We start from the raw sequence: 13,711 nt of genomic DNA on the forward strand, positions 1-13,711 counted from the left end.
GTGCGTCACTCGCGTGGCGGAGGCTCGACCTGCTCGGCCGTAAGCGGTCGCGCCAGGGACGGGTCCGAGGGCTCACCGGGTTGGGTTGCGGCGCTCTGCGTGCAGGCTTCGCGGGGCTGGATGTCCTGGTCGCGGAGGAACCGTCGGATGGCTCTGAGGTTCGCCACGAAGATGATGACGGCATTGAGCAGGGTTTGTGCGACGCGTTCGTGCGGCAGGCGGAGCTGGGGATTGTCGATGCTGTCGAGGGCGGACTTCTTGAGGTTGCCGTTGCCGCCCTCGTTCTGACTGCGCAGTCCGGACCAGGCTTCCGGCCACAGAGGGGGGGACGGGGTGTATTTCTGCCGCCACTTGGCCAACACGGTGCCCGGGACGGTGATGCTCTTCCCCCTGCAGATGTCGGGGTAGGCGGGGGTGTCCCGCTTGGGCCTGGGGATGGCGGGCAGGGCTGCCGGGGTACGCACAGTGGGGGCGTCGAGGTCGACGACGGTGGACGGGCGTGGCTGGGGCTGGCGGTAGCAGGTGACCGTGGCGTGGGACCCGAGTGCGGGGCACTGTCGACGCTGGTCCCCTGCGGGCCCGTACTCCTTGATCTTGGTCTGGTAGTCCTTCCGGGACTGGATCAGGTTGAGCGCGTGGGCGCGGTCCTCGTCCGCGCGGCTGTCGATGTATGTGGCGCCCGCAGTGACGAGCGGGGTGGGCATCAGCGGGCAGTAGAACTCGCCGCCGACCAGCTGCATGCCGCGGAACTCTCCCTGCCGGTCGACCTTGTCGTCGTTGTAGTGCTTCACCGCGTTGAGGCCGAGTTTCAGCAGCTGCCGATGCAGGTGGTGAGGCTTGGCCTGGGTGATGCCCCGGTCGGCGCAGAACAGGTCTTTGACCAGGCCTCGTTCGAAGGCCGGCTGGATGGCGCGCAGGGCGGCCGGGCCGGGTTCGGTGCCTGAGGTGTGAAGGATCATGCCGAGGCAGACCGCGGGGTAGGCGCCGGCGAGGTCGCCATGGCCATGGCCTGGGAACGCGGCCATCATGGCGTAGCGGAACTCTCTCTTCTCCGGCGCCTTGGCCTTCTTCTCCCGTACCGACTTGGTCTTGCGAGGCACTGGCTTGTTTGCCGTGCCGCGCCGGGTGCCAGTGTTCGTGGAGGCCGCAGCTTTGCCGCTGGGCCCCGACTTCTTCTGCGTTCCTCCCTTCACGTACATCCCGGCGGTGATTTCAAGCGAGGCCCGGTCCTGATAGAAGTCCGGCTCTTTGCCCCAGACCGGAACCGGAGTGTCGTCGACCGCGATGTGGCCGGGCCACCGAGCGAAGTCGCCGCGCCGGTAGGAAGCCATCACCGGAGCGAGAATCAAATCCTGGGCGGTGGCCTCCAGGTTGCGTACGGTGTCCTGGTTGTCGCGGGCATTCCACTTCCGTCGGATCTTCTTGGCCTCGCTGAGGGACAGCCGCTTGCGGCGGTCGTGCGGTGCAGGGTCAAGGCGCCGGGTCATCGAGGACCAGGACCTGTAGACGCGCTTGGACGTCGCGTACTGGTGGTGCGCGACGCGGTCGATTTCTTCTCGGGTTGCGTCCTCGCGGATGTGCAGGTCGACGTCGGGGACGTCAAGGAGGGCTTTGGACCCTGGAGACAAGGCGAAGAAGAGCGTCTCCCATGCGTCGTTGATGTTCGCGCTCTTGCCCATGTACTGCGACAAGATCAGGCCGATCAGCACTGTGCGGAACGGGAAGCCCTTCGGGCCTGGCCGGTGCTCGTTGGAGGGAAGGCGTTCCAGTACTCCGCTGTGGCGCACGAGGTCGAAGACCTGGTTCACAATGCGGTCGTTGAGGGTACGGCCGGGGGCCTGCGGTGCAGGGCGTAGGGCGAGGCCGGTACCCCGGCAGGGTTTGCTCTCCGGGTTCTTCCTGCTCATGCCGCCGCCCCCCGCAACAGATCGGATGCCTCCGCTTCGGGCACGTCGTGGAGGAAGACGAGGTATCGCGAGAGGCTGTGCAGGGTTCCGAGCCCCGACGCTTTGAGGATCACCTTCAGGCCGTCCCGAGCAGGCTCTTGATGTAGTCGCGGTGCTGATCAATGTCCGGCCAGGTCACCTGCCTCAGCCTTCTGCCGATGAGCCCGGGAAACCACTCCTTGATCAGTTTCGACCAGTCGGCCTCGCTCATCGGCGGGCCGCCCGGAATGATCCCGGCCGCTTCCGCCGACGCCAGGGACTTCCTGACCGTCTTGCGGTCCACCCCCAGCGACGCGGCCAGCTCGCTCTTCGAGCGACCCGCGTACCAGTGGACGTAGATCTCGGTGATGTCGACCACGACGAACGTTCTCCTCGCCATCCGGGCTGCCCATCGGCCATCCGGACCACGGGACGAGGAACATGAGCAGCTCCGCGACGACCAGGTCCCTCGATCCCGACCTCCGCGCTACCCATGGCCAATTAGGAGGATTCAGGATGGGAAATTACATGGCGCTCAAACCGCCCAACCTAGGGAAAAACTTGAACGTCGACAGTCACCGACCGCCGAACTCAGCTTCACGGCGGTGTCCTCCCTTTTCTTCTCTCGAGGGAAGCTCTCAGCGAGAACGTGCTTGCGCAGGGCGCTGACCTAGCAGGTGCCCAGCAGTCCGGTACGGATCATCGGATCACGCAGCAGAGCGAGGGTGTCGGACTCGTCGGTGAAGATGTCCTCGGCGCCCGGGACGACTGCTTGGTGGAACATGGCATGAACAACGTCGGCGGTGGGCTGCTCCCAGATGGTTGCCGCACAGGCCGCTGCCTCCTCCAGGTCGTCCTTCTCGAAGGCAGCACGCCACTTGTCCAGTAGGAGCGGGGTGATCCGATACGCGTTGCGCCGTCCCCGGACGAGGATGCTCCGATTGAGACCGAAGACCTTGATCGTCGCGGTACCTCTGTCGGTGAGGTCGAGGTATTCACCGGCTGCGAGCGAAAGGTGCAGATGCGGAGCGGGGTCCTCACTGCTCGGGTCGATGAGCAGGGGCGTGCCATCGTCGGCGAGGGGGAAGAGGTCACGCTTGAGGTGGCTGTTGCAGAGCGAGCACGCGAGCAGGTGGTTGTGCCAGTCGAAGGTCCGTAAGGGATTGATGTGGACGGGCTCGAAGTGGTCGATGTCCGTGCCCTGGTTGTCCCCGCAGTACATGCAGCGTTCCAGCCCCGGTGCCATCTCTGCGAGGGCGCCTTTCAGCACCGGATGTATGTGCCTTCGTACAGTCGTGTGCTTCCATAACTGCTTGGCTCGCTGCTTGGGAATTGCGGCCTGTCCGATGTCATCGGTGTGGTCGGTCATCGACGTCAGCGTCGTCTGCGGGAGTGGCACCCGCGCCACCCGGATCACGAATCGCGCCGTGTGTGGGGGGAGTGGAGCCGCGCTGCCATTTCATCGACGCGAGTAGCCGGGGAACTGGCCAGCTTGCGCTTCAGATGACGGTAGCGGTCCTTCTCCTCTTCGCTGGCCCGGCCCCGCACCACGTCCAACTCCAGGGAGAGGAGCTCCTCCCGCTTCTGCTCAGCCTGGTCCGAGTAGGGAGTGTCGAGTCCGAAGAGGTCTGAGAGTACGGCGTCGTCACCGCTACCGAAGATGATGCGGTCGTAGAGGTGCTGAGGCACAACTTCCACAGGGCTGTCCTCGTCCGGCCCCGGTAGCCGAATGATGCCCCCTGGGTCCGCTGCTTGGCAGATGTAGGGGCTGTGCGTGGTGACGATGAACTGGATGTTCGGGAAGTGCGCCTTCAGCCAGCCGCCGATGCGCTTCTGCCAGGAGACATGCAGATGGGCGTCGATCTCGTCGATGATGACGACCCCGGAAGTCGGAACGTTCGGTGTGCCCTCCGTCGTGTCCAGGAGGAGCTCGCCGTAAGCGTCGTGGATCTGCTTGAGGATGTCCACGACGAGGGCCGCCACCGTGCGGTACCCGTCGCTCATCTCTCGTAGCGGGAACCGATGGTTTTGGTTGACGACCCACAGGCCCTCGGAGTCGACGTGGTCGATCCGGTAGTCGTCGGGCAGCAGGTCGTCGCCCAGGATGGCCAGGGCCGCCGCCTTGAGGTCCCGGGCGCCGTCCTTGTCCTCGAAGGCTCGCAGGTGCTGCTCGATGAGCCAGCTCACGCCTTCCGCCAGTGACGCGTCCTCGTGGAAGAGGCTCGTCAATCGGGCGACCGCGCCTGAGCTGGACATCAGCCGCTGGATGTCGCTCGAACCGCCGGCGAGCCTGCGGAAGGGCCCGTACCCCGCGCAGAACCATCCCACCGGATTGTCCGCCCATGGGCCGCGCTGGGCGACGGGGCGTTCTTTCTGGTAGCCGATGGCGTTCAGCGCCGGCTGGCCGGCCCTGCTGGAGCCCGGCTTGCCGGAGAGCGACGACTGGTCCGCCGCGGTCCAGCGCAGCCCGGCCCAGATCGGCCGGACCGGACGGCGCCCCACGGTGAACTGGTCCTGCTCCGGGTCATGGACCAGGCATACTTCGGCCTTCGCCACCGTCTCGTCCCGGGATACCCAGGTGTCGAACCCGGGGACAAGGCTGCGGGCGACGGCCGGTCCGCTGATCGTCAGGGCGACCGCGCGCAGCAGGGTCGTCTTCCCCGAGCCGTTGCGGCCCGCGAGGACCGTCCAGCCGGCGTATGAGCCGTCGGGCCTGGTCAGGTCCAGGTCGACGTTGCGCGCACCGTGGAACGACCTGATGTTCCGTAGGCGAAGGTTCTTCAAGTACATTCTCGTCCGCCCGGATCCCGTTCTGAGGTGACAGCCGGACGACGGCCGGCTCCGTGGTGACTCTAACGCGGCGCTGTTGTGCCGAGTCACCGCAGGTCAGTGGCTTCCTTCCAGGAATGGGCTGCGTGATCCCGCCCAGGTGATGGAGAGCTGTTCGCGGGCTCTGGTAGCGGCGACGAACAGCAGCGAGCGCTCGCGCTGCAGGTCACGCTCGTTCTGGAGACGGTCCTCGGAGAACGGGGTGACGGCGCCGGGTTGCGGCACATGGTCCGCACCCACCCCGATGATCGCGACCGCCCGGTACTCCAGGCCCTTGATCCGGTGCATCGTCATCACGTGCACCCCGGAACCGATCGCCGGAGTCTGTCGCGGCTTCACCCTGACGGCCTTGATCCCCGCGCTGTGCAGCGCCTCCACCGCCGCGTCCGCCAGCTTGTTGGTCCGGGCGGTGACGACGATTTCATCCTCCTTCAGGCCTTCGCCCAGCCACTCCTCGACCCGTCCGGCCAGGCCGGTGAGTTCGGCGGCGGTGGAGGGGTACTCGATCAACTCGGGTTTGGCCCCGCCGAGGACGGACCGGTAGCCGCCCAGGTCTTCGTTCGCGTCGTCGAGGTCGTCGAAGCTGGCGTCGCCCAGCAGGCTCAGCGAGGTTCCGAGGATCTGACGGGTCGTGCGGTAGTTCAGAGTCAGTCGCCTGGAGCGTCTCCCACGCACGTTGATGCCGTGGGCGCTCAGCGCGGTCCGGTTGTCATAGATCCGCTGGTGGGCGTCACCGACGATGAACAGGTCGTCCTCGCCGACCGGGACGAGCGCCCGCAGCAGCTTCCAATGCGCGGCGTGCAGGTCCTGGGCCTCGTCCACCACGATGTGCCGGTACGGGCGGGTCTCGTCGCTCCAGCCGGAGGCGATCCGGGCCGCCTGCGCGGCCAGCTGGGTGACGCCGACCTCACCTGCCGCGTCCAACCGATGTTCGAAGGCCTCGATCAGGCTCCACACCTGTGCCCGTTCCGGGCGGTTGAGGCGCCGGCCGCGACCGGCCCGGCTGGCGGCGAGGTACTCGTCACGGCTGCGTACGTCCTGGGCGAGTACGACCTGCTTCCATTCGGCCTCCAGGAAGCGCGCGTCCCAGCGGTGCGGCTGCTGTTCGTCGGCCAGGTCGTCCCAGCGCTTGCGGATCTCGTCGTCGCCGAGGGACTTGGGGGTCTTCGCGCCGAAGGTCTCCTTGGCGATTCCGTAGGCGACCTTGTCGATGTTGCGGACGTCCACCTTTGCGGTGAGCTGGGTGCCGCCGAGGTCTTCCAGCAGCGAGCGCAGCAGTTCAGCGAGGGTGGTGGTGTAGGTGGTGAGCAGGATCGCCTGGCCGGGCGGCAGCCGTTCGGCAAGGGCCTTGACCCGGTGCAAGGCGACGACGGTCTTGCCCGTACCTGGGCCGCCGGTGACCCGTACCGAGCCCTTGTTGGGGGTCTTGCGCTCGGCCAGGGCGCGCTGGGCCGGGTGTAGGAAGATCCGCCAGGCCGACAGCGGCTCGGACATGATCCGGCCGAACTCGGCGACGTCACCGGTGACGACGAACGACTCCTTGGTCGCGGGGCGCTCGTTGGCGGCCTCGTAGTCGTCCGGGTCGACGGTGTCGCTGGTCGCGGCGACGGAGCTGACGTGCTCCCAGACGTCCTCGACGGTCATGCCGTCGGCGAGGCAGAGGATCACGTCCCTGGCGAGCTTGGGCAGGTGCTCCACGAACCCGAGTATCGCGTCGATGCTGCGGATCTCCCGCAGCGCCGGTACGACGGAGGGGTGCACGCCGAGCCGGTCGAAGTCGGCGTCGGAGACATGGGCGAAAACGGAGGGTTCCGCGGTGACGGCGGCCTGGGCGGGCTGCCCGCTCAGGGTGCCGTGGAGGCTCGCGAGGTTGATCAGCTCGACGCCGCCGGTGACCTTATTGATGTCGAAGATGATGTGCGACGCGAGGGTGTAGGCGTCGTCGTGCGGCAGCACCGCGACCAGGTAGTAGATCCGGTCGGCGTAGTGCATCAGCACCGCGCGGAAGTTGTCGTTGATCCTCGCCGTGCGCACCCGCTTGTCCTCGGCGCCCTTCGGCGGCTTGAGGTTCAGCCCGTTGGCGTCCGGGTCGCGTTGCATCTTCATGATGAACTGCAGGACCTGTGCCTGGACCGACCCGTCGAGCTTGTCGTAGTACTTGCCGAAGACGTCCGCCATGACGACCTGGGCCTTGGACATCACACATTCTCCAAACGCTCGGCCAACTCGGCCACATCAACTGTCCCGGCGTGTACGACGTGCCAGCCGGCCTCCGCGAACGCGGCGTCACGGTGCTCCTCCACGTCGAGGAACACCGCCACCCTGGCGTCTGGCCAGGCGAGTTCCGCCTGCTGCGCGACCCGGTCGTCGAGCTCGAAGCCGACCTCCGGGGCGCCGAAATGACGGGTGCGGGCTTCCCGGCACAGGGCGAACAGCAGTTCCTCGGCTTGTGAGGAGGCCCACTCGACCGCCTCCGCCCAGGGTTCCGGCAGTTCGTCGGGCAGGCCCGCGGTGGTGGGCAACGCACCCGCGAGGAGGGCGACCGAGTGCGGGTCGAGCTGCCCGGCCGTGGACATCGCCACCTGGTGGAACGAACGCGGCAGTGCCGAACCCCGGTCGCCCGTCAGCAGCTGCAGCAGATTGGACCACCGCAGCCAGTCGGCCCACCGCGCCCGATGGCCCGGCTCGGCGACCGCCTCGTCGCGGTCGTCCAGCACGGTGAAGGCCGACCAGGCGGACATCCCGGGCTGCCCGGTCGCGGGCTCGGCCCGCCGGTCGAGCAGTCCGATGACGCGCAGCCCGCCCAGGGCGCGGACGTCCATCGCGATGGCGTCGGCGGCGGCCGGGTTGCCGGCGACCGGCAGGGGTCCGCCCGCGAGCACGTCCGGCAGCCGCTCGCCCACCGAACGCCGGTCGATCGGCTGCCGCGCCGCTCCACCCCCGGCGAAGCCGCTGATCAGTGCTGCCGCCCTGCGGGACCACTTCTCCGTGTCGGGATCGGCGAGCACCGCGAGCAGCGTCTCGATCGGGTTGCGCAGTGCCGGATTTAGGGTGTCGTCGGGGCGTGGGCCGCCCGTCAGCATCTGGTGGATCTGCCGGGCGGTCCGCAGCGCGCCCTCCCCGAGGAGCGGTTCGGCGGGGGTGCGCACCTCGCGGTCGTCCGCGGTCCCCTCCACCGCCGCCTTCCACGCCATCACGTCTGCGTGCGTGAACTGCCACACCTGCATGCCCTCGGCCCGCAGCGCCTCGCGCTTGGCGGCGTCGTCGGCGATCCGGTTGATGCCGGTGCTGGCGTGGAAGGCGTAACCGTCGAGGAAGACCGCGATGCGCGTCGACGGCCCGTCGATCCGGGTCAGCAGATAGTCCGGTTCACTGGGCGCGGACGTCAGCTGCCGCACATGGTCCTGGAAGAGCCAGCGGGTGCCGCTGCCGTCCGGGCGGGTGAACCGCAGCTCGTACTCCATGCCGCGTTCCCCGGCGCGGGGCGTCACCGAGCCGGACTCCGGGCGGCGGCTGCCCCAGTCCACGAGGGTGCGGACGAACTGCTTCTCCAGCTCGCTCTCGGCGAGCTGGTCGATGCGCACCCCGGACAGGGTGTCGACCTGCTCGGTGTCCCAGCCCGTGAGGATCTCGTCCAGGAGCTCCCTGGCGACCCGCAGCGACGCGAAGGGGTGTTCGTTGCTGCTGACGTGCGGCAGCAGGCAGCGGTGGCAGGGGGTGCGCAGGTTCTCCTTGCCGCAGGGGCAGTCCCGCAGGGCGGTCTGGGCGAGGGTGAGCACCTGGTGCAGGACGGTCGCGTCGGCGAGGTGCTCCAGGTAGCCGGTGCCGCCCGGCATGGAGTCGTGCAGCACGAGGAAGCGGCGGCGCAGTTCCCGGGTGCCGCCCGGCATGGTCGCGGGTACGACGCGCAGGTGGTCGGGAGCGCCGCCGAAGTGCTTGGTTATGCCCAGCAGCAGCGCAGCCTTGAACGACACGAGCCGGGTCTGCAGTTCCATCGTGGAGACGGGCAGCAGGATCCGCAGCGCCTGCGTCGTCAGCTCGTGCGCGAGGACGAGTCGCTGCATCGACGCCGTCTCCGCGTCGATCCCGTCGTCCTTGTGGCCGCACCAGTACGCGTGCCGGGTACCGAGCCGCTGGGCGGACCGGTCCCATGCCTGGGGGTGCACGCCGCGTACGGCCCCGCACTCCAGGCAGGTCTCGAAGCCGGGTACCTGGACGTCGTCGCCGGCGATCTGGTGCTCGGGACCCGCGGAGGCGGCCGGGCCGAGGTTGAGGGTGCGGATGGTCGCCACCCGGGCGAACTCCACACCGAACGGCAGCTCCCCGATCCGCTTCCAGGCGCGCAGCCCCTGGGGCTGGTCCGGGTCGATGTCCACCAGCGTGATGTCGTTGAACCGGCGCCGCTCCCGCTCGTCGCGCTCGTCGGTGAGCCGCGCGTCCTCGCGCCGCTCGCGGGCGGTGACCCGTTCGGGCACGAGCACGGTGTGGAGCGCGCCGGGATCGGCGATCTGCGGCGTCAGGCAGCGCGGGCAGGCGGCGAGGTCCAGCCCGGACTCGGCGGTGGCGACGTAGCCGCACTCGGGGCACAGCCGCCACTTGGCGTAGGCGGTGTCGCCCTCGCCGGCGCCCAGGTCCAGGCCGTTGACGATGTACTTGTAGCCGTCGGTGTGGAAGGTGTTGCCGGGCGCCAGTTCCAGCAGGCCCATGCGTGAGCCCCGCCCGTACTCGGTCAACTGGTCCTGGAACTCGCCGTCGGTGTCCTTCCACCACAGCGTCGCGTCGAGCAGCGTGGCGTCGTCGTGGAGGGTGTAGTTGGGCAGCAGGCCCAGACGCACCATGGCGTTGACCGAGTTCTCGCCGACCAGAGCGTCCCTGCGCCGGTTGACTGACCTGCGCTCGGCGTAGAGCTGGCGGCGCTGCTCGTCGCGTTCGCGGTCCCCGGAGGCGGTGGACAGAGCGTCGAAGGCCCGGCCGATCTGCCGGGACCGGGAGCGCAGAGCCTCCAGGCGCTTGCGCCACGCGGTGGCGGCCTGGCCGACGGTCTGCTCCAACTCCAGCTGAGCGAACTGCCGCAGGCCCTGCTCGGCCTCGGGCGACATGCCGGGGAAGAGCTGGACGAAGGAGGACGCGAGTTCGGCGTGGCGGGCGTGGGCGACGTCCAGGAAGCGGCGGAACCAGCCGTCCTTGGCCAGCCCCCGGGTGAAGAGCGCGCCGATGCGGTGCGGCATGGGCTCCTCGGGCATCATCGTCCCCCCCCACAGGCTGCGGTCGGCGGCCCGGTCTAGCAGGTACGCCAGGTACTGGCGGCGCAGGATCTCGGAGGCGTCGAGGTAGCAGTCCGGCGGGATGATCCGGCCCGCGAGCATCTGCTCGGGCGCGTGCAGGTAGTACTGGTTGCGGGCACCGCGCGGTACGAAGGTGACGGTGAGCGAGTTGCCGGTGCTGCGGCCGGCACGGCCGATGCGCTGCGCGTAGTTGGCGGGCGCGGGCGGCAGGGAGGCGAGCAGCACGGCGGACAGGTCGCCGATGTCGATGCCGAGTTCCAGGGTGGGCGTGCAGGTCAGCACGTTCGGGTCGAACGGCGAGGGGCGGTTCTTGAACGCTTGCTCGACCTCCTCGCGGCGGGACCGGCTGAGCGCGCCCGTGTGCTCGGCGGTGAGGACGTCACCGGGCCGGTCGACCGTGTAGAGACGGCGGTAGTAGTCGTCGCTGTAGTCACGGTCGTCGGTGGTGAATGTGCCACCGCACTGGAAGCGCAGGCAGGGCGTGCCGAGCCAGTCCTCGCGTCGGCCGGGCGGGACGGTCTGCCGCCAGGTGCAGCTGTCGCAGCGGACGCCGTGGTCGTTGACGCCCGTTCCGTCGGCCCCGGCCCCGTCCGCCCCGCTGCCGTCGTCAGGGGACGACGGGTCGGTGGCGAGGCTGTGCACCATGATGGTGCGCGGCCGAAGAGCGAAGACGGTCGAGCCGCCCTCCGCCGGGTAGGTCGCCAGTACCTTGCGCTGCGCGAGCAGCTTCATGGCCTGTTCGGCGAGGGCGCGGGCCTCGCGTCGCTCGCAGCCGAGGGTGCGGTACCCCCAGTCGGCGAACCAGGTGTTGTCGCGGGCCAGCGAGTCGAACTCGGATGTGCCGAGGCGCCCGAGGACCGGGAACGTCGGTGCGGCCAGGCCGCGCGGGAAGGCGGGCATGCCCGCGGGCCGCCCGCCCCAGATCGGCCAGCGCCGGGCGCCGGCCTGGGCGATGTACTCCTTGAGCCAGGGGTGGAACAGCGCCCCGCGCAGGCGCATGCGCTCCAGCAGGCCGCGCAGGTAGACGACGTAGTCGGCGTCGTCGGTGGGAAGGGTGATCTGCCCAGGGAGGCGCTGGTGGGCTTCCCGCAGCAGAGCCGCGACGGCGGCGGCGTCGGGGAGGTGTACCTCGGCGGCGGCGGTACGGGTCAGTTCGAGGGTACGGCCCAGGCGTGAGCGCAGGCCGAACTCCAGCAGCGTCTGGAAGACCATGCGGTCCTGCAGCATGTACGCGCCCGCGTCGCTGAACCCGCCACCGCTGAGGAGCGTCCGGATCTCCGGGTTGTCGCGCAGGTCGGGCGGCACGATCGAGGCGAGCTTGCTCATCTCGCCCTTCTCCGCCGCCGTCACCACGGCTTCGGCGGCATCAGTGGCCAGATCGTGTACGGCGACGGGGGTGCCAGGCTTGAGCTGCTCGGCGAGCAGCCCGCGGAAGGTGAAGCCGAAGCTGCGGTTGGCGATGAACGCGGCCCTGTGGGTGGCGTCCTGGACGGAGTCGGTGAAGACCAGTAGCTTGCGCTCGTCGTTGGTCAGGCCGCGGTCGGAGAACAGCTGGGTGGTGGTGACGGAGGCGAGGGTGGCGGTGCCCGCACCGAGGAAGCGCATGCCGTCGGTCAGGTCGCAGGAGGGGCACTTGTCGCCCGCGTTGGCGGGGATGGGCCCGGCGACGGTGATGACGGGCACGGTGTCGTTGCTCGGCACCGTGCGCAGTTCGGCTTCCTCGGCATGGAGGAAGACGGGGGTGTGCTCGCCGGGCCTGGCGCGGATCATCCAGCGGACGGCGCGATTGCCCTGGGCGGAGGCCCGGTAGATCTCCAACGGCTTCGTCTTGAGCTGCTGCCACTCCAGATCCGTGGAGAGCGCCGCCCAGCCGGAGCGTCCGCAGTGGCGGCAGTACACGGCGGGGAGGTGGGCGCGGTAGGCCGGGCCGACGGGGCGGACGAATGGGACGGGGCCGTCCGGAGTGAGGGCGGAGGCGCCGTCGCCGGGGGCATATGGGTCCGTGTCGGCGTCGGCGGTGCTGTCCACCTCGGCGGACGGGTAGACGGCGAGGTTGGCCGGGTTGGGCCGGGTGTCCCCGGTGGGGCCGTCGTCGTCGAACCAGCGGAAGTGGGGCGTCGGCGTTGCGGCGCGGATCACGCGGCGCACCTCACGGACCCAGAGCTGGGCCTCGACGCGGAGGAAGGGGATGGTGCGGTCGGCGATCGGGTCGTAGGCGCGGGCGGTCGAGACCAGCGCGAGGAGTCGCGCGAGGCCGGTCGCGACCACGTCGATGTCAGTCCGGGCCGCCTCGTCCCAGGCCGCGCCGCCGCCGCGCTTCGCGAACTCGCGGGCGATCTCGGGGACGGTGACGGGAGTGTCGCCCGCGACGTCGAGGAGGGCGCGGATCAGGTTGTGCTGGCGGAGCTTCTCGCCGAGTTGGATCGGGTTCGCGAAGTCCACGCCGACGACGAGTTCGGAGAGTCGGTGGAGGGCCGACGGGTCGTCCAGGGGGTCGGGGACAGCGGCGAGGGCGGCCGGGGAGGGCACGGGGAGAAGGAAGTCGGGCTCGGCTACGAACTCGCCGGGCGTCTGGCGGTCCTCGCCGATGAGGGCGGCGTCCGGAAAGGGGGTGCCGAAGACCTTCTCGGCGAATTCGAGGAGGAGTTCGCGGTCGGACTTCTGGGGGCCGTCGGAGGTGGGGGCCGCTTCGGCAGAGGGGGTGCCGCTAGTGGCTGCGGTGCGGCCGACGGCGCCGGTTCCATCGGTTGCGTCCGTTCCGCCGGTTCCGCCGCCGAGGGTGGCGGAGGTGGCGACGGGGGTGATCGTGCCGAGGGGGCGACCCGGCTCGGCCTTACCGGTGGCCGCGCCCATGCGGCGCAACAGCATCGCCACATCGGTGCCCTGGGCGCCGTCGTAGGTGTGGAACTCGTCCAGGACGACGTACGTCAGCCCGCCGTCCTGCCAGAGCGGGACGTCCGGGATGCGCTGGAGGAGGAGGTCCAGCATCTTGTAATTGGTGAGCAGCAAGTCCGGCGGGTTCGCGCGGATGGCCTCACGGTCGGTGATCAGGCGGCTGTCGGGGGACAGCTGGGCGGGGGTGATGGTGCTCGCGCCGGACTCGCGGGCGTAGGAGCCGGGGGCGTTCTCGTCCTCGTCGTCCGGGGGGCGGTTGCCGGAGGCGCCGCCGATGTAGATGCCTGCGGTGACGGAGGAGAGGGCGGCGTTCTTGGCGAGAAAGTCGTCGATACGGCGGGCCTGGTCGTCGGCCAGCGCGTTCATCGGGTAGAGGAGCAGCGCCTTGACGCCCTTCACACCGGCGGCGCGGGCGCGGGCGCAGTGGTCGAGGATCGGGACGAGGAAGGACTCGGTTTTTCCGGAGCCGGTGCCGGTGGTGACGATCGTCGGCTCGGGGGCGTGGCCCGACTTGCTGGACAGCCGCCGCCAGGCGGTTGCCTGGTGGGTGTAGGGGCGGATACTGGGCGACCAATCCAGGGCCTTCTCCCAGCCGGGGGGCGCGTACCGGAAGGGCGTACGGACACGGAGGTACGGGCCCCGGAAGAGCCGACTCTCCGGCCGCTCAAGGAACGCCTCGAGCTCCTCGCGGACGTCGTCGTCGGCGAGCGCGAAGCTCGTCGTCAGGTACGCGGCGAGGGCACGGCGCAGATCCTCGGCGGCCAGGGAGGGAAGCAT

At 69.5% G+C, this 13,711-nt stretch carries 6 protein-coding genes; all 6 read right to left on the reverse strand.

Annotated features, from left to right (window positions below):
• Positions 1-5: 5 nt before the first annotated feature.
• The 6 genes from ACIPPM_RS02905 to ACIPPM_RS02930 all read right to left on the reverse strand — a co-directional run bounded on the left by ACIPPM_RS02905 (position 6) and on the right by ACIPPM_RS02930 (position 13,711).
• The gene (locus ACIPPM_RS02905) at positions 6-1,907 is read right to left on the reverse strand and encodes a hypothetical protein (protein ID WP_401442242.1); all 1,902 of its coding nucleotides are present in this window, start codon (positions 1,905-1,907) and stop codon (positions 6-8) included.
• A gap of 115 nt (positions 1,908-2,022) precedes the next feature.
• Complete coding sequence (locus tag ACIPPM_RS02910; RefSeq protein WP_401442243.1) at positions 2,023-2,304, reverse strand: hypothetical protein; 282 nt, start codon at positions 2,302-2,304, stop codon at positions 2,023-2,025.
• A 291-nt stretch (positions 2,305-2,595) separates the two neighbouring features.
• On the reverse strand, positions 2,596-3,294 hold the full coding sequence (locus tag ACIPPM_RS02915; protein WP_401442245.1) for an HNH endonuclease: 699 nt from the start codon (positions 3,292-3,294) through the stop codon (positions 2,596-2,598).
• 44 nt (positions 3,295-3,338) lie between these two features.
• Complete coding sequence (locus ACIPPM_RS02920; protein WP_401442246.1) at positions 3,339-4,715, reverse strand: AAA family ATPase; 1,377 nt, start codon at positions 4,713-4,715, stop codon at positions 3,339-3,341.
• 96 nt (positions 4,716-4,811) lie between these two features.
• A complete protein-coding gene (locus ACIPPM_RS02925) occupies positions 4,812-6,953 on the reverse strand; it encodes a UvrD-helicase domain-containing protein (RefSeq protein ID WP_401442247.1) in 2,142 nt (713 codons plus the stop codon).
• Positions 6,953-13,711: a DEAD/DEAH box helicase gene (locus tag ACIPPM_RS02930; RefSeq protein WP_401442248.1), complete on the reverse strand. Its 6,759-nt coding sequence runs from the start codon at positions 13,709-13,711 to the stop codon at positions 6,953-6,955. Before ACIPPM_RS02930 ends, ACIPPM_RS02925 begins: the two co-directional genes overlap by 1 nt.

Source organism: Streptomyces sp. NPDC090119 (assembly GCF_044747085.1).
Lineage (GTDB): Bacteria > Actinomycetota > Actinomycetes > Streptomycetales > Streptomycetaceae > Streptomyces.